Consider the following 17,677-nt stretch of genomic DNA (forward strand, 5'->3'; position numbering starts at 1 on the left):
GGCTAGAAATCTAAAGCAAGACCTTGCAAAAGTTTGTAGCGGCGAGGCGTTTTTGCTCCAAGGGGGCGACTGCGCGGAGAGTTTTTCAAATTTTAACGCCGTAAATATCCGCGATATGTTTAAAGTGATGCTGCAAATGGCGATCGTTTTAACCTTCGCAGGGCGCTGTCCCGTCGTAAAAGTAGGGCGCGTGGCGGGTCAGTTTGCCAAGCCTAGAAGCTCGGACTACGAGGAGCAAGGCGGCGTAAAGCTACCCAGCTACCGCGGCGACATCATAAACGGCTTTGAATTTAACTCAGATGCCCGCGTACCCGATCCAAACCGCATGATCGAGGCTTATTATCAAAGCGCATCTACGATGAACCTGCTTCGCGCCTTTTCTCGCGGCGGTCTAGCCGATCTTCACGAGGTAAATCGCTGGAACTTAGGCTTTATCAAAAAGCCCGAGCTTGACGCTAAATACGGCGAGTTAGCTAGGCAGCTAAGCCAAACTCTAGCGTTTATGGGGGCTTGCGGTATAAACGCCTCAAATACTCCCGCGCTTAGCGAAACTAAGGTCTACACATCGCACGAGGCGCTCTTGCTGCCGTACGAGGAGGCGCTCACTAGAGAGGATAGCCTCACCGGCGACTGGTACGACTGCTCGGCGCATATGCTCTGGATCGGGGAGCGCACTCGCGGCATAAACGACGCTCACGTGCATTTTCTAAGCGGCGTACACAATCCTCTGGGCGTCAAAATCGGGCCAAACGCTACCGCACAGGACGTCATCGCGCTCGCAAATGCGCTAAATCCGCAAAACGAAGCGGGCAGACTAAACGTAATAATTAGAATGGGCGCGGATAAAATCGGCGAGCGGTTACCGAAAATCCTACGCGAAATAAAACGCGAAGGCCTAAATATCGTCTATAGCATCGATCCGATGCACGGCAACACGATAAAAGCCGCAAACGGCTACAAAACGCGCGAATTTGACAAGATCCTAGCCGAAGTGCAGAGCTTTTTTGAAATACATAGAGCAGAAGGTACACATGCGGGCGGCGTGCATCTAGAGATGACTGGGCAGGACGTGACCGAGTGCACGGGCGGATCGTTTAAGCTAAACGAAAACGATCTAGCCCACAGATACGAGACGCAGTGCGACCCACGCTTAAATGCCGATCAGTCGCTAGAACTAGCGTTTTTGATCGCTGAGTTTTTAAAGAAAATTTAGCTTTACCGGGCGTAAATTTGATGAAATTTGCGCCTTTTTATAAATTTGTAAATTTAGTAGGCTCAAATTTGGCTCGTAAATTTACGGAATTTAAACGAGTCAAATTTGCCCCCGCCCGCCTTTTATCTTTTAAATTTGACCGCTTTTTGCGCTTTTAAATTAAATTTGCCCCAAATTTTGCGAATTTCTTAAAATTTAATCCAATTTTCGCTACATTAATGAAAAATTATCAAAATCGGAGAAATTAATGAGCGATGTTTACGATATTATCGTTATCGGCGGCGGCCCTTGCGGTATCGCGACCGTCGTAGAGGCTAGGGCGAACGGATTAAAAAAAGTCTTGCTTCTCGAAAAAGGCGACAATCACAGTCAAACGATACGTAAATTTTACAAAGACAACAAGCGCGTGGATAAGGAGTACAAAGGTCAAGACAGCACCATCCACGGCATCGTGTCCTTTGAGGACGGCACGAAAGAAAGCACGCTTGATTATTTTGATAAGCTGCTAGACCGCGACGAGATAGAAGCGGTTTTTAACTCCGAGGTCGAAAGCGTGAAAAAAAAGGACGATTTGTTTTTCGTGCACACTGCAAAGGGCGACTACAAGGCCAAAAACGTGATGATAAGTATCGGTAAAATGGGACGTCCAAACAAGCCGGACTATAAAATCCCGCCTTCGCTAAACGGAGTCGTAAATTTTAATCTAAACTCCTGTTCCAGCGGCGAAAAGGTGCTGGTCGTCGGCGGCGGAAACTCGGCCGTAGAGTACGCTATCGAGCTGTGCCAATACAACAAAACCACGCTAGCGTACCGTAAGGATAAATTTAGCCGCGTAAACGACGTAAATTTAGCCGCGCTTTGGGAGCTGGAGAAGGCAAATAAGCTAAAAGTCCGCCTAAATCACGATATCACCGAGATAGAAAACGAATCAGGACGCGTGAGGGCGCACTTTTCAAACGGTAAAATCAGAGTCTACGATAGAGTCGTCTACGCTATCGGCGGCTCGACCCCGGTTGATTTTTTGCAAAAATGCGGAGTAGAGCTTGACGCAGATAAAGATCCTATCGTAAACGAGCACTACGAAAGCAGCGTCTCAGGGCTATATATCGGCGGCGATATAGTGCTAAAAAACGGCGGATCGATAGTGCTAGCGCTAAATCACGCGCATAAGGTAGTTCAAAACATCAAGGAAAAGTAGAGTTGAGAGCGTTAAATTTAGTCTTATTTTTTATCTGCGGTTGCTTGCTTACGCTTGGCGGTTATTATTTGTATTTCGAGTTTTCTAAACAAGGCGGCGACCAAAGCGCAAAACAGCTCGCCGTGCAGGTAATGAACGTCGAAGAACTGCCTAAAGACGAGCTTGCGCAGGCTAAAGACGATAAAAATTTAACCCCGCAAAATCGTATTTCGCCAAATTTGATAGATGAAAAAAATTTGGACGCAAACGATACCGACGCGCCCGTTTTGGGAAACGAGTCCGAGCTAAAAGAACAAATCCGCGTTCTGCGCGCACAAAACAAGCTCCTATACGATGACAACCTCGATCTAGTCGGTAAAAACCTAGAGATAACAAATCAGCTAAACGAGCAAAAAGCCGAGCTAGAAGCTAGACGAAAGCAAGCCGCCGGAGCTAACGACAAACAGCGCCTAAGCGCGATAGATGAGCTAAATAAAAAACTAGCCAAAGCGCAAGAGCAAAACGAGAAAAATAAAAATTTAGAGCAAAATTTAACTTCGCTACGAGCAGAGATAAAAAATCTAAAAGCCCAGCTTGAAAAAAAGCAGAGCGAATTTGATAAATCAAGCGCTAAAACTCAACACGAAAAACAAAATGCGCTAAAACGGCTAGAATTTCAAAACGACGCGCTAAAAAACGAAGCACAAACTAGCAAGGCAAAATTTGAAAACGAACTAAAAACGGCTACGGCGGAGGCGGCGAAACTAAAGAACGAAAACGCAAGGCTAATGAGCGAAATAGGGCTAAAAGATAGCGAGATAAAGAGGGTTTCGAGCGAATTTAACGCTCAAATTTTATCCCTACAAAGCTCTAACAAAAATCAAATTTCATCGCTAGAAAAAGAGCTCAATGCGGGCAAAAGAAAAATAACCGAGCTTGAAGTAAGTCTTGAAATCGCAAATAAAAAGGCCGAATCAAAAGATAATCTAAAAGCGGTAAATGACGAGCTAAATACGGCAAATAGCGAACTAAACGCAAAAATAGAAAAACAATCGCAGGACTTTGAAAAAGAAGCGCAAAAGCTTTTAGCTCAAATAGACGCGCTAAAAATAGAACTCGAAAATGCTCGTAAAAACGCGATTAGCGCTCAAAATGACCATCGAGCCAAAATAGACGAACTAGTAGAGCAATCGGCTAAAAAAGACGAGCTTTTGCAAAAATCAGACGCCAAAATCTCGGAGCTAAACGAATCGCTAATCGCCCAAAAAGAGCTGTTAGCAGACGAGATCGCCACCGGTAAAAAAAATATCCAAAACTATAAAATTTTAAACAATAAAATCACTGCTCTAGTCGATGAAAATCTAAAATCAAACGAGAGCTTTAAAGAGCAAATAAACGAGCTAACAAACCAAATAGCAAAAAAAGACGAGGAGATAGCGGAGCTAAAAAAGCAAGCGCTAAACGAGGCGCAAAACCTAAATCAAACAAAGGAAAATTTAGCTAAAACCAGCGCGCAAAGAAATCTCGCAAAGGGCGAAGTAGCGCAAATAATGGCTAAAAACGAGGAGCTAATGAGCGAAAACGAAAACCTAAAAAAGATAATTCAGCTAAATTTTAGAGCCGAAGTGCCTAAAAAAGTAGTTTTCATCGCCTCCGTCGAGTGCACGGATATGAGTGCGGGCTCTGATAAGCCGACGCAAACGTGCAAAAATAAAGTAAGCGACTTTTTGCAGAGCTATAATTCAAATTATTATTTTGAAATCACGCCGATAGTAAGCCGCGGTAACTTTATCGCCACCTCAAAAGTAGCCAAAACTATCCCTCAAGACGAACTTGAAAAGATCGATTCGTATGCAAATTTCGGTATCGGCAAGGAGCGCGCCAAGGTCGCCGGAGAGCTGATAAAAGACGAATTCGGCGACTTTTCGCGCATATCTTACAGCAACGACATAATAACATCTGAGGATAAGCAGGGTTTTATCATAAAGGTCTATAGATGATAATCACTCAGCCTAAAAACGGCTACCGCTATAATAGCGATACGATGTTTTTGTATAACTTTATCCGTGAGGGCGGTGTGTGCGGCGAGGTGCTAGAGGTTGGCTGCGGCAGCGGGGTTTTGGGACTGCTTTTAAAGCGCGATTTTCCTAAAATTTCGCTTAGCTTGCTTGATATTTTAGAAGCTAACGTAAATTTAGCCGCCGCAAACGCTAGTCAAAACGGGCTTGAAGCCGAGTTTATAACGGCTGATTTTGCTAAATTTAAGAGCGAAAAAAGATATGATCTCATCGTCTCAAATCCGCCTTTTTATCACGACGGCGCGAAAAAAAGCGAGAACGAACACCTTCGTGCCGCTAGATACAGCGAAAATTTGCCCCTTAGCGAGCTTGTAGGCAGGGCAAATTCGCTCCTAAAGCCGCGCGGAGTTTTTAGCTTTTGTTACGACGCTAAGCGTCTAGCTGAAATTTTATTTTGTTTGAGCGAGTTTAAATTTACGCTTACTAGGCTTTGCTTCGTGCATCCAAAGGCGGACGGTGCGGCAAATTTAGCACTCATCGAGGCTAAAAAAAGCTCAAAATCCTTAGCTCAAATTTTGCCTCCGATTTTCGTTTTTGAAGGCGGAGTTTATAGCAAAAAAGCGGCTGAGATTTTTGCTACGGCAAATACGCAGAGCAAGGACGCGGCGCAGTGAGTTTGCTAAGAAAAAGCGGCTTTGGTTATGAATTTGACACTAGCAAGTGCGAGCGGTGCGGCGGCAAGTGCTGTACGGGAGAAAGCGGCTATATATGGATAAGTTCGGCGGAAATTTCGGCGATGGCGGAGCATTTAAAAATAAGCGAGGGTGAGTTTAGATCGAGGTTTTTAGATAAATTCGGATATAAATTTAGCCTCAAAGAAAAGCCCTATGAGGACGGATTTGCGTGCGTATTTTTTGACGAAACGGCAAAAAACTGCTCGGTTTACGACTTTCGCCCGAGCCAGTGCCGCACCTTTCCGTTTTGGGACTATTTTAAGGATAAAATCGATGAATTGGAGAAAGAATGTGCGGGAATAAGGCGATTTTAAAATTTATATTGGCGGTCTTGCTTGTTTGTTTTGCTACCGCTAAAGAGGACTTTGATGAGAATTTATACGTTATCAAGGCGCTAATGGCGGCCGAAAACGCTAAGCACGACGAGGCGACCGAGCTTTACGAGCAGCTTTACGAAAAAACCAAAAACACGGACTATCTAAAAGAGGCGCTCAGACTTGCGTTTTTTTCTAAAAACGTAAATTTTAAAAGCATTTTAGCGCTCAGCCAAAAGGTGCTAAAAGATGACGTGGATGTACTTCGCATACAGGGCGCAAATTTGATGAGCGAAAACAAACTAGACGAAGCCGCAAAGATAATGAAAGAACTCGTAAAAAAAGAAGACATCTCTAAAAACCACGTTATGCTCTCTGCCGTCTACTCGATGCAAAACGACAACAAAGCTGCCTTGGGCGAGCTCGAGCGCGCATACGAGCTAGATAGGAGCGTGGAAAATTTGTTGCGAATAGTCGATCTTTTATACAATAAAATGAACGACAAAAAAGAGGCGATCAGGTACCTAGAGAGCTCGCGCCGTATAGACGGCTGCGAGGTCGAGACCTGCACGGCGCTAGTAGATATCTATGCGCAGGACGGCCGCTACTCCGATATGATAGATGTTTATGAGGGGCTTTATGAAGCGACGAGAGAAAAAAACTATCTCGAAAAAGCGCTTGGCGTCTACGTCTATCAAAAAAACTACGACGCTGCGATCAAATTTTTGCAAAAATACTCATATAACGACGACGCTTTGATGGATCTTTACGCGACGACTGGGGATTTTGCTAAGGCTTATAAAAAGGCGCAGGAGGCCTTTGATAAGAGCTTTAATCTCGAATATCAAGCCAAAATGGCGATATATCAATACGAAAGAGACACAAACAAACAAACCAAAAAGATAGATAAAGATAGTCTAAAGCAAGTCATAAATAACTTTGAAAAATCGGCCGTAAAGCTAAATAATGCGCTATATCTAAACTACTACGGCTACCTACTCATCGATCACGATATAGACGCGAAAAAGGGGATAGATCTGGTAAATAGAGCCCTCGAGCTAGAGCCGGGGTCGGTGTTTTATCTAGACTCGCTAGCGTGGGGATACTATAAGCTAGGCGAGTGTAAAAAGGCCGACGAGATAATGAGGCAAACTCTTCATAACGAGGAATTTGTAAATTCGCCTGAAGGCAAAGAGCACATAAACGCTATCAAAGAGTGCCTAAAAAAAAGGTAAAAAATGATACTAGATCAGATAATTAAACAAACGAAAGAGGACTTGGCGCTGCGAAAATCGCAAACGCCTTTTGAAAAACTGCAAGAGCTCGCAGCCAAAAATCCTCGCGAGATAAAAGACGCGGTAAAAGCGCTAAAAAGCAGCACAGACGAGCCGTATCGCATCATCGCCGAGGTCAAAAAAGCAAGCCCTAGCAAGGGGCTGATAAGGCAAAATTTCGCGCCCGTAGAGATAGCCAAAGAGTATGAAAAGGGCGGCGCAAACGCCATCTCGGTTTTAACCGAGCCGCATTTTTTTAAAGGAAATTTAGAATATCTGTCTGCTATCAGACGCGAAAGCTCGCTATCGCTACTTCGCAAGGATTTTATTGTAGACGAGTATCAAATTTTAGAAGCGCTTGTTTATGGGGCTGATTTTATCTTGCTTATCGCAAAGGCTCTTAGCGCCGGCGAGTTAAAGCGGCTGCTTGATTATGCGCGCTCTTTAGGGCTTGAGGCTCTAGTAGAGACGCACGACGAAGAGGACGTAGAAAAGTCAAATTTCGCACGTGCAAAAATAGTCGGGGTAAATCACCGAAATTTAAGCACGTTTGAGATGGATATGAGTCTTTGCGAGAAGCTGTTTTCTAAAATCAAAAACGCAAGCGTCATCGTCGCCGAAAGCGGTATCTACGAGCATTCGCAGCTAAAAGAGCTTCATGCGCAAGGAGCCGACGCGTTTTTGATAGGCGAGCATTTTATGAGGCAAGAGGACTTGGCAAAGGCCGTAAAAACTCTAAAGGAGGGCTAGGATGGATCACATTTGCGCGCCGTGGAGGAGCGAATATTTCGGTAAAAAGGAGCAGGGCTGCGTCTTTTGCAACGTCGTAAATCATCCCGAAAAAGACGCCGAGACTGGCGTTTTATTCCGCGCGAAGCGGTGTTTTGGGATTATGAATCTCTACCCGTATACGCCGGGGCACTTTATGGTGATACCTTACGCGCATACCGATAATATCGAAAGCCTAGACGAGCAGACGTGGTCTGAGATGAGCGCCTACGTGCGCGAGGGCGTAAAAATTTTAAAACGCGAACTAAACGCGGCGGGCGTAAATATCGGGATGAATCTAGGCAAAGCAGGGGGTGCGGGTATCGCAGAGCACGTGCACTATCATCTAGTGCCGCGTTGGAGCGGAGATACGAACTTCATCACCTCTATCGCCGAGGTGCGCGTAAACGGCGTGCCTTTTACTCCGCTTTACGAGAAGCTAAAAGCCGCATTTGCGGACGTTTGCTTTAATGAGCGGTAAATTTATTTTTACCAAATTATTTTTTGGTAGAATTATCAAAATTAAAAGATATTGAGGCATACGATGAGATTTATTTTGCCGATATTTTTGTCGTTTTCTTTTGTTTTTGCAGATTTTAGCTGCGATGACGCCTTAACCGAAAAGCAGCGGTTTTTCTCGCAAAATTTAACATTTTCGGGAGAATTTGAGCCAAACTGCAAGGACTCTATCCTGGGGATAAAAGAGGCTCAAATTTTACTCTCGGCCGCTCAAAAGATCCGCGCCGAAAGCCTTGCTTGCGTCGGAAATTTGGCGACTAAAAATTTAAACGAGTTTAAATTTAAGATCCTAAAAGCCTCATATGCGCCCGAAATTTACGCTAAAGAGCTAGAAAGTCCCGACGAATACGAAAAACTCGTAGCGCAAAACAGAGCTAGGCTTCGCTACTGGGGGCATCAAAGCTTAAGTAACTTCACGGTTTTTAAGGACTTTAACAAAGACTACAACGCCGTCTTGGGACTGCTGGTAAACTACTACAAATCAAATTTCAAAATAGACGAAGGCAGCGCGATTTATTACGCTTCAAAGGTTGCAAACGAGTTTTTAAAATTTGCCGCGGCGACTCTGCAAAACGGCGATATGGACGAATTTGCCAGAAAGGTTAGCGACCCGACCTTTACAAAATACGGCATAAATGAGGCGATATATTCGGGCGCCGTCTCGCAAAGCTCGCTGCAAAACGCCTTTAACGCAGCGCTTCTTTACGAAAAAAGTGAGGACGTGATAAGGGAATTTTTACGTGCGGGGGTAAATTTAAACTACGGCTTTGAGAGTCCGCTGTTTTTCGCTCTTAAAAATTTAAATAACGTAAAGCTCCTGGTTTCTAGCGGCGCGGACGTAAACTACGAAAATCTGCTCGGCGTCACTCCGCTTTTTAAGGCCGTACAGCTAAACGACATAAATTTGGTCAAGTTTTTGCTCGAAAACGGAGCTCTGGTAAACAAAAGGCTGATAGATCTTAGCACCAAGCTTGCCTATAGCTCAAATTTGAGCGTCCAACTGCCGAGCTTTGTTAAGCTCTGCGACTTTGACGCGGCATCAAAAAGCGCGCTCATGAGCGCGGCGGGGGCGGCTGACGTGGAGATATTACAGCTTTTGGTAGATAACGGCGCGGACGTGCAGGCAGTGGATGATAACGGACTAAACGCCCTAGACTACGCGATCATCGGTAAAAAAGAGATCAACGCGCAGTATCTAAGGGCGATGGGGCTTGAGTCAAATTTGATCACCGAATAAGGAGAAAATATGAAAGGAACGGCTTTTATCACAGGAGCTACGTCGGGATTCGGCGAAGCGATAGCTAGGATGCTAAGCCGCGAAGGCTACAAGATCGTAGCGCTCGCTCGCCGCAAAGAAAGGCTCGAGGCCTTAGCTAAGGAGCTTGGAAATACGCATATCATCGTCGCCGACATCCGCGATAAAAAGGCGGTTTTTGACGGCGTGGCAAATTTGCCGCAGGAGTTTGGCGATATCGAAGTGCTCGTAAATAACGCAGGCCTGGCGCTGGGACTTGAAGGCGTGGCGGAGACTAGCATCGAGGATTTTGAGACGATGGTCGATACCAACATCAAGGGCTTTTTATACTCGACCAAGGCCGTTTTGCCCCTCATGATCGCGCGAAAGAGCGGCTATATCTTTAATCTAGGCTCGACCGCGGGCGCATGGCCGTATCCTGGCAGTCACGTTTACGGCGCGAGCAAGGCGTTTGTAAAGCAGTTTAGCAGAAATCTGCGCAACGACATCCGCGGCACCGGCATACGCGTGACCGAGATAGCTCCGGGCATCTGCAAGACCGAGTTTAGCGAGATTCGCTTCGGCGGCGATAAGGCTAAAGCCGACGCGGTTTACGAGGGCGTGGAGTACATCACCGCTGAGGATATCGCGCAGATCGTGCTAAACTGCCTAAACATGCCTCACCGCGTCAATATTAACGTCGTTGAAGCGATGGCGACGCAGCAGACTTGGGCCGGGCTTTTTATCGAGAAAAAGTAGGCTTTTAGCGTTAAATTTACGGATTTTAGGATTAAATTTAGCTGTTTTTGGTCAAATTTAATCCTAAATTTGCGCCTGATCTTAAATTTGAGCGGCGGGAGCGAGGCTGCATTTACATTGCCCTAGCCCGCTCAATCTTGAAACGAAAATCTAAATTTAACCTTCTTTCGTACAAATGACGCACGGCTCGCTAATATCAAAATTTGACCGATAAATCAAAGCTAAAATTTCCCGCAAAATCTAAACTACGAGCAAATTTAAATTTACCGTCTGGCGCCATTTTAAGCAAAATTTCCCCAAGAGCTTTATTTTTAACATAAGATTTTAATAAAGGGCTAAAATTTTTGATCGATAAGCGAATTTAAAACAAAAATTTAAGCCGCATTTAGCTAAATTTACGCCTTAAATACCGACCGATGGCACGCGGGGCGGAAAATTTGATTAAACCGACGAAAAAACGAAAAGGAGTTTTTGATGAAAAAGATTTTATTTTTGTCGCTTTTGCCGATCTTGGCGCTAGCCGTAGATCCCGAAGTAGCGAAAAAAAATGCCGAAATTTTCGGTATCTGGACGCTCATACCGCCCGTGGTGGCGATAGTTTTGGCGTTTATCACCAAAGACGTCGTTTTGTCGCTGTTTATCGGCGTTTTTAGCGGGACGTTTCTCATAAACGTTATGGACTCAAACGTGTTTTATGCTTTTGTTAAAGGGTTTATAAATATCGTACGCCGAGTGGTGGATTCGCTAGCAGATAGCTGGAACGCAGGCATCGTGCTTCAGGTGCTTTGTATCGGCGGCGTGGTCGCGCTCATCACCAAAATGGGCGGAACCAAAGCCGTCGCGCTGTGGCTAAGCAAAAAGGCAAAAACGGGCGTCTCGGCGCAAATTTCAACCTGGGTAATGGGGCTTTTCGTCTTTTTCGACGACTACGCGAACTCCCTCATCGTGGGCCCGATCATGCGACCGATAACGGATAAATTTAAAGTCAGCCGCGAAAAGCTGGCATTTATCATCGACGCTACGGCTGCGCCGGTTGCCGGACTAGCGGTCATTTCGACTTGGGTCGGGCTTGAGATCTCGCTGATCAAAGACGGCTACGGTCAAATCGGCGTAACGAATATAAATGCGTTTGGCATATTTGTCGAGACGATGCCTTATAGATTTTACAATCTTTTCATGCTATTTTTTATCGTCTGCACCGCATTTATGGGGCGAGAATTTGCAGGTATGCTAAAGGCCGAGCGCAGAGCCAGAGCGGGCGAGCTACACTCGGGAAATACCCGCATAGACGATGTCGAAGACAAAACTCTAGAGCCCAAAGAAAACATCAAACTACAAAGCTCAAACGCCGTAGTGCCGCTTTTGGTACTGATTTTAGGAGCGTTCGTTAGTTTTTATTTTAGCGGATTTAGCGCGCTGGAAGCGGATGCGAGCAAGGCGGCTGAGTTTGCGCTCGTGCAGGCCGCTCCGCTTTCATTTCAGGCGTTTCAGTCCACTTTCGGCGCTGCCGATGCGTCCGTAGCGCTGTTTCAGTCGGCTTTACTGGCTACGGTGGTAGCGATATTTATGGCCGTTTATAGGAAAATTTTAACCGTACGCGAGGCGATAGAGACCTGGGGCAAGGGCTGGAAAACCATGATAACTACGATCATCATCTTGCTTCTTGCGTGGTCGCTTAGCTCGGTTATCAAGGAGCTTGGCACCTCTAGGTACCTAGTCGAACTGCTTTCGCAGTCTACGCCAAAGATTGTCCTTCCGGCAGCTATTTTTATGCTTGGTTCGTTTATCAGCTTTTCTACCGGCACCAGCTACGGTACGATGGGTATTTTGATGCCGCTTGCAATACCGTTAGCTAATGCAGTCGGCATGCACGGCGGATTAGTGGGCGACGCCTTGCACGCGTATATGATAGTTAATATCTCAGCCGTTTTAACCGGCGCGATATTCGGCGATCACTGCTCGCCAATCTCGGATACCACGATACTTTCATCCATGGGCGCAGGATGTAACCATATCGATCACGTCCAGACTCAGATGCCTTATGCGCTTACGGTCTGCGCCGTTAGCATTTTTGCTGGATATTTTCCGGTCGCGCTTGGCCTAAGCATCTGGATAGTGCTTCCGTTTGGGCTTTTGGTAACGGCATTAGTAGTTAGATTCGTCGGGCAGAGGGTTTAAATTTGCCCGATAAGTTTTGTAAATTTCTAGGAGAGTGCGGTAGCTGCACTCTTGATATGCCTTATGAGGAGCAGGCTGAGTTTAAAAAAGATCTCATAAGGCGCGAATTTGAGCCCTTTTACCGCGGCGAATTTGAGTTTTTCGCCTCGCAGAGGGCCGGCTACCGCACGAGAGCAGAGTTTGGGATCTGGCGCGACGGCGAGGAGCTAAGATACACGATGTACGGTGCTAAAACTAGGCGCATCATGATAGATCAGTGTCCAAAAGTTGCCGCTCCTATCGCAAATTTGATGCCGCGTTTGCTTGAAGCGATTATGAAAAATCAAATTTTAAAGGAGAAGCTCTTTGGCGCCGAGTTTATCTCATGCGCGAGTGGGATACTAGCGACTCTGCTCTATCATAAGCGTCTGGGCCAAGCCGAGCAGGGCGAGATAGAAAATTTAGTGCGCGAGCTTGCCGACCTGCGCGTAACGATCGCTGCAAGGGCAAAGGGGCAAAAGCTGCTAAGCGGCGAGTTAAATTTAGAGGACCGCCTAAATATCGGCGGTAAAATTTATAAATTTACATTTGGCGACGGAGCTTTTATCCAGCCAAACACCGCCGTAAACGAAAAGATGGTCGCATGGGCGAAGGGCTGCGTAGAGCGCGGCACGGATCTGCTCGAGCTTTACTGCGGACACGGCAACTTCACCGTCCCGATGGCGGAAAAATTTAAGCGCGTTTTGGCGACCGAGATATCCAAAAGCTCGATCGCAAATGCTCTTAAAAACTGCGAACTAAACGGCGTGGATAACATCAAATTTTTGCGAATGAGCGCCGAGGAGCTAATGAGCGCGTTTGGGCGCGAGCGCGAGTTTAACCGCTTAAGAGAGCTTGATATCTTTAGCTATGACTTCTCGCACGTTTTGGTCGATCCGCCGCGCGCAGGACTTGATGAGAGCGTGATAAATTTCATCAAAAACTACGAAAATATCATCTACATCTCCTGTTCGCCGCAGAGTCTAAAACGCGATCTAGCGCAGCTTGCCCTAACACATGAGGCGGTTAAATTTGCCGTGTTTGATCAGTTTGCAAACACCGCTCATATCGAGTGCGGCGTGCTTTTAAGGAGTAAAAATGCCTAGCGAATTAAGGCGAATTTTATCCTCCGCTAAAAATATCGCGGTCGTAGGCCTTAGTCCTGATGAGAGCAAGCCTAGCAACGAGGTGGCAAAATTTCTCATCGAGAGCGGTTTTAACGTGTTTCCCGTCTATCCAAAATTTGATGAAATTTTAGGGCGCAAGGTTTATAGAAATTTGACCCAAATAGATGAAAATATCGACATCGCCGTGATGTTTAGAAAGGGCGAGTTTGCTAGCGAGCTAGTAAAAGACGCCGTCAAAAAAGGCGTGAAAACACTGTGGCTACAGCTATGTATAACAAACGACGAAGCAGGCACGGTTGCTCGCGAAAACGGAATAAATTTCGTGCAGGATAAGTGTATAAAAATCGAGCTTCAAAGGCTTGATTAGGCTAAATTTGACGGCGACGCACGATTTTAAGGTAGTGCCGTAAACGTAGCGGTTAATGCCAAAAACGAAAATATAAATAAAAATAAAGAAAACGTAAGCAAAAATACGGTAAATAAACGCGCGAGCAAAAGCGACGAAAAGTAAAATTTAAACAAACGAAAGGCTAAAATGATCTCTCTAAATAAAATAATCCAAGCCAAGCGCACGATAAGCGGCTTTGTATACAAGACGCCGTTTGCCTACAGCGCGAAACTAAGCCTCGCAAGCGGTGCGCTCATCTACCTAAAAGAAGAAAACCTCCAGCGCACGGGCGCATACAAGATCCGCGGCGCGTATAATAAAATCGCAAATTTAAGCCCAAATGAGCGTAAAAAAGGCGTAGTCGCAGCAAGTGCGGGCAATCACGCCCAAGGCGTAGCTATCTCGGCGCGCGAGTTTAAAACGCCCGCTACTATCGTGATGCCCGAGTCCACGCCGCTTTTAAAGGTGTTAGGCACCAAAGATCTAGGTGCCGAAGTCATCCTAAAGGGCGATAACTTCGACGAGGCCTACGCCTACGCCGTCGAGTACGCCAAGCAACAGGGCATGAGCTTTATCCATCCGTTTGACGACGAGTACGTGATGGCCGGGCAGGGCACGGTGGGGCTTGAGATGCTTGACGATCTGGCCGAGCTTGAGACTATCATCGTGCCGGTTGGCGGCGGCGGGCTAATCAGCGGCATATCAAGCTGCGTAAAGCAGGTAAACCCAGACATCCGCGTGGTCGCCGTAAGCGCAAAGGGCGCGCCTGCTATGTTTAATAGCTTTAGCGCTAAAAAGAGCATAAACTCAAAAAGCGTACGCACGATCGCCGACGGTATCGCAGTTCGCGACGCGAGCGAGACGACGCTGGCAAATATCCTAGAGTGCGTGGACGAGTTCGTGCAGGTCGATGACGAGGAGATCGCAAACGCGATTTTGTTCCTGCTCGAGACGCAAAAGATCGTGGTCGAGGGCGCGGGCGCGGTCGGCGTAGCTAGTATCCTGCACAACAAGGTCAAATTTAAAGCCGGCGAGCGCATCGGCATCGTGCTAAGCGGCGGAAATATCGACGTGCAAATGCTAAACGTCATCATCGAAAAGGGTCTCATCAAGTCCCACCGCAAGATGGCGCTACAAATCACGCTGATCGACAAACCAGGCGCGCTCATGAGCCTAACCGATAGCCTAAAGATCGCTAGCGCTAATATCGTAAAAATCGACTACGACCGCTTCTCCACGAGCCTAGAGTACGGCGACGCCAATATCACTATCACTCTGGAAACCAAGGGTAAAGACCACCAAGAACTAATCAAAAAAGTGCTCAGAGAGCATGATTTTAAATTTATTCAGGTGTTTTAGGCGGTTAAATTGGAGCTCAAATTTGCTTGCTAAATTTGCAGCAAATTTGAGTCAAATTTAAACCCGTATCTTAAAGGCGCGGGTTTTGCCAAACCGCACCCGCTCTAAAAGCTTGCTAAATTTAAATTTACGATCCAAATTTATGCCGATATAAAACAACCAAAAGCTCAAATTTAACGATTATTTTAACGAATTTCGCTAAAATCGCCTTTTAAAGGAGCAAAGATGATAGATGTTACGAGCCTTATTTTAGCGATTTTGCTGGCGATTTGCGTATTTACGATTTTTAGATTTAATAAAGCCTTAAAGACCGCGCAAAAGCCCGCGACTACGCAGATCAGCACCGAGATATCGCAGCTAAAATCCATCGGCGAGCTATCCGTTTTTCAGGTCTATAGCAAAGAGATCGTGACCAAGACCGACCATGCATTCGGCAACTTTGGTAAGGAGTATCTGCGCTGGCTTGTGAGCGAGAAAAAGCTCTCGATGATATTTGAGTTTGAGATAAATTTCATCTACGACCTAACAAGCCCACGCCTAGAGATCGTAAATGTCGCAAGCGAGGAGTATCTTATTAAGATGCCGCCTTGCAAATACAAATTTTCGATCGCGAATATGAAATTTTACGACGAGAAAAACGGTAAATTTATCCCGTTTTTGCTACCTGATTCGCTAAACGGATTTTTCGGTAGCAGCTTTAGCGAGGAGGATAAAAACAGGCTCATCGAGGAGGCGCGTGCCGAGGTCGAAAAGATGTCCGTGCGTCTGATAAATCAGCTCCAGTCCAAGATCCACAAATCCGCGCGCGACACGCTAGAAGCGATCGCAAAGAGCTTCGGGGCTAGGGCGGTGAGATTTGAGTTTAACGACGAGGGTGAGCAGGTCAAGCTAAATCTGCAAAACGTGGCGTGAGGGTAAGATGGCATTCGTAAAAGCGCTTTTGATAGGTAAAGCAAGGCAGTACGGCAGCGTAGCGGCCACGGACGAGCTGGGCAAGGCGTGGCGCTCGGCGATATTTAAAAATGCCCAAACGGACGAAATCTACGCGGGCGAGCTTGGTTTTGAGGGCGATGAAGTGGCCGATACTAAGCATCATGGTGGCGTAAACAAAGCCGTGTTTGCAAATTCGCTAGAAAACTACCCCGCGTGGGAAGCTTATCTGGGGCTTAAAAATTTGCCGCTAGGCGCGATGGGCGAAAATTTGACCGTTAGCGGGCTGGATGAGACTACCGTAAACGTAGGCGACGTGCATAAAATCGGCTCATTAGTGCTACAAGTAACCCAGCCTAGAAAACCGTGCTTTAAGCTTGCAAAACGCTGGGGAAATGCAAATTTAGCCAAAGAGATTTTTGCTACAGGATTAACCGGCTGGTACTACAAAGTGCTTGAAAACGGGTCGTGCAAGGCCGGCTGCGAGATAGAGATCCTGCAAAAAAACGAAAATGCTCTAAGCGTAATGCAGATAAATAAGTTATTTTTTAATCCGAGCGAAAATTTGGATTTGTTGCCTAAATTTAGAGTGCTAGAAGTATTGCCTGCTAGCTGGCAGGACGATATAAACAGACGCTTAAACGGCTCATACAGCACGGCTTTTATGGAAAAACTTTGAAAAAAACGGCAAAAATTTGCCAAAAAGCTTGACAAATAAGGTAAAAATATATATAATTACCTTTCTTTTTTACAGACATTGGGGTATCGCCAAGCGGTAAGGCAATTGGTTTTGGTCCAATCATCCAGAGGTTCGAATCCTCTTACCCCATCCACTCAAATTTCATCGCGGAGTAGAGCAGTGGTAGCTCGTCGGGCTCATAACCCGAAGGTCGGCGGTTCAAGTCCGTCCTCCGCAACCAAATCCCCATTTTATCGGCATTTGAAGCCACTTTTAAAAACGCTTAATTTATTCTGAAATTGATTTAAGTAAATTTTCGATAGTTTCTTTAGATTTTCTTACGTTTGCGGTAATATATTTTTGCGTAGTGATAATATTTGTATGGCCAAGCGTAAACGATACTTGCTCGATCGGAATTTTAAGATAATTGATCGAATACGTGCCGATTAAATGCCTGATGTCGTGCAACCTAATTCTGGGTAGATTATTGCGTTTTAATAACGAGTTCCAGCTCCTACGCAAATCTTGATATTTATCGTTTGTCATCGGATTTACGAATACATAGCCGTTTAACTTGTTTAGCTTCTTTGCTTCGATGTATCGACGGTAAAGGCGATCATAAAGCTCATCACTCATCTTGTAAGACATATCACGCTTAGCCTTATTGATTTTAAACGGGATAGTATAAGTCCTGGTCTTGAAATTTATATCGCTAAATTTAAGGCTTAATACCTCGTTTTTACGGCGACCGTGAAGCAAGAAAAAGAATATATCCGCGCTTGGCTCTTTATTTTCCGAGATAGCTTTTATAAACTTCTTTTGGATCGCTACGCTATAATCAAAATATCTTTTATTATCAAATTTAGGAAGTTCAATAAAATCGCAAGGGTTTTTATTTATTATCTCCAGTTTCAACGCGAGCTTAAAAACAACCTTGAGCTTTGCAAGGATATTTTTTACGGTCTTTATTTTATAGTCTTTTTTGATG

At 45.6% G+C, this 17,677-nt stretch carries 17 protein-coding genes and 2 tRNA genes; 18 read left to right on the forward strand and 1 reads right to left on the reverse strand.

The features are described from left to right. The 18 genes from RYL88_RS05590 to RYL88_RS05675 all read left to right on the forward strand — a co-directional run. Nucleotides 1-1,213 (forward strand): class II 3-deoxy-7-phosphoheptulonate synthase (locus RYL88_RS05590; RefSeq protein ID WP_314989645.1); only part of this gene is annotated, 1,213 nt, incomplete at its 5' end. Nucleotides 1,214-1,460: 247 nt separating this feature from the next. After that, on the forward strand, nucleotides 1,461-2,411 hold the full coding sequence (locus RYL88_RS05595) for an NAD(P)-binding domain-containing protein (RefSeq protein ID WP_314989649.1): 951 nt from the start codon (nucleotides 1,461-1,463) through the stop codon (nucleotides 2,409-2,411). 2 nt (nucleotides 2,412-2,413) lie between these two features. Further along, nucleotides 2,414-4,390 (forward strand): vesicular transport factor Uso1p, encoded by a 1,977-nt coding sequence (locus RYL88_RS05600; RefSeq protein WP_314989650.1) that lies wholly within the window; start codon nucleotides 2,414-2,416, stop codon nucleotides 4,388-4,390. Continuing rightward, a complete protein-coding gene (locus RYL88_RS05605; RefSeq protein WP_314989651.1) occupies nucleotides 4,387-5,082 on the forward strand; it encodes a methyltransferase in 696 nt (231 codons plus the stop codon). Before RYL88_RS05600 ends, RYL88_RS05605 begins: the two co-directional genes overlap by 4 nt. Continuing rightward, nucleotides 5,079-5,456, forward strand: coding sequence for a YkgJ family cysteine cluster protein (locus RYL88_RS05610; protein WP_314989653.1), 378 nt, complete (start codon nucleotides 5,079-5,081; stop codon nucleotides 5,454-5,456). The genes RYL88_RS05605 and RYL88_RS05610 overlap by 4 nt, the downstream gene beginning before the upstream one ends. After that, a complete protein-coding gene (locus tag RYL88_RS05615; RefSeq protein WP_314989655.1) occupies nucleotides 5,432-6,691 on the forward strand; it encodes a hypothetical protein in 1,260 nt (419 codons plus the stop codon). The genes RYL88_RS05610 and RYL88_RS05615 overlap by 25 nt, the downstream gene beginning before the upstream one ends. A gap of 3 nt (nucleotides 6,692-6,694) precedes the next feature. Continuing rightward, entirely contained in the window at nucleotides 6,695-7,480 is a 786-nt protein-coding gene (gene trpC / locus RYL88_RS05620) for an indole-3-glycerol phosphate synthase TrpC (protein WP_314989656.1), read from the forward strand. A 1-nt stretch (nucleotide 7,481) separates the two neighbouring features. Then, on the forward strand, nucleotides 7,482-7,979 hold the full coding sequence (locus RYL88_RS05625) for an HIT domain-containing protein (protein WP_314989658.1): 498 nt from the start codon (nucleotides 7,482-7,484) through the stop codon (nucleotides 7,977-7,979). 63 nt (nucleotides 7,980-8,042) lie between these two features. Then, nucleotides 8,043-9,254: an ankyrin repeat domain-containing protein gene (locus RYL88_RS05630; RefSeq protein WP_314989660.1), complete on the forward strand. Its 1,212-nt coding sequence runs from the start codon at nucleotides 8,043-8,045 to the stop codon at nucleotides 9,252-9,254. A 9-nt stretch (nucleotides 9,255-9,263) separates the two neighbouring features. Next, a complete protein-coding gene (locus RYL88_RS05635) occupies nucleotides 9,264-10,010 on the forward strand; it encodes an SDR family NAD(P)-dependent oxidoreductase (RefSeq protein ID WP_314989662.1) in 747 nt (248 codons plus the stop codon). Between the two features lie 474 nt (nucleotides 10,011-10,484). Then, entirely contained in the window at nucleotides 10,485-12,188 is a 1,704-nt protein-coding gene (locus RYL88_RS05640; RefSeq protein WP_314989664.1) for a Na+/H+ antiporter NhaC family protein, read from the forward strand. A 2-nt stretch (nucleotides 12,189-12,190) separates the two neighbouring features. After that, the gene (gene trmA, locus RYL88_RS05645) at nucleotides 12,191-13,312 is read left to right on the forward strand and encodes a tRNA (uridine(54)-C5)-methyltransferase TrmA (RefSeq protein ID WP_314989665.1); all 1,122 of its coding nucleotides are present in this window, start codon (nucleotides 12,191-12,193) and stop codon (nucleotides 13,310-13,312) included. Continuing rightward, complete coding sequence (locus tag RYL88_RS05650) at nucleotides 13,305-13,700, forward strand: CoA-binding protein (protein WP_314989667.1); 396 nt, start codon at nucleotides 13,305-13,307, stop codon at nucleotides 13,698-13,700. Before trmA ends, RYL88_RS05650 begins: the two co-directional genes overlap by 8 nt. Nucleotides 13,701-13,868: 168 nt before the next feature. Then, nucleotides 13,869-15,080 carry a threonine ammonia-lyase gene (ilvA, locus tag RYL88_RS05655; RefSeq protein WP_314746989.1) on the forward strand — a complete coding sequence of 404 codons (1,212 nt, stop codon included), beginning with the start codon at nucleotides 13,869-13,871 and terminating at the stop codon, nucleotides 15,078-15,080. A 225-nt stretch (nucleotides 15,081-15,305) separates the two neighbouring features. Continuing rightward, complete coding sequence (locus tag RYL88_RS05660; protein ID WP_314989669.1) at nucleotides 15,306-15,992, forward strand: DUF4230 domain-containing protein; 687 nt, start codon at nucleotides 15,306-15,308, stop codon at nucleotides 15,990-15,992. A 7-nt stretch (nucleotides 15,993-15,999) separates the two neighbouring features. Beyond that, complete coding sequence (locus RYL88_RS05665; protein ID WP_314989671.1) at nucleotides 16,000-16,689, forward strand: MOSC domain-containing protein; 690 nt, start codon at nucleotides 16,000-16,002, stop codon at nucleotides 16,687-16,689. Between the two features lie 79 nt (nucleotides 16,690-16,768). Beyond that, nucleotides 16,769-16,843 (forward strand) — tRNA-Gln (locus tag RYL88_RS05670). Between the two features lie 12 nt (nucleotides 16,844-16,855). Next, a tRNA-Met gene (locus RYL88_RS05675) sits at nucleotides 16,856-16,930 on the forward strand. A 47-nt stretch (nucleotides 16,931-16,977) separates the two neighbouring features. Here the strand turns inward: RYL88_RS05675 and RYL88_RS05680 are convergent. Beyond that, on the reverse strand, nucleotides 16,978-17,677 hold a 700-nt coding region (locus RYL88_RS05680), incomplete at its 5' end, for a tyrosine-type recombinase/integrase (RefSeq protein WP_314989672.1).

It is taken from the genome of uncultured Campylobacter sp. (genome assembly GCF_963517995.1).
Lineage (GTDB): Bacteria > Campylobacterota > Campylobacteria > Campylobacterales > Campylobacteraceae > Campylobacter_A.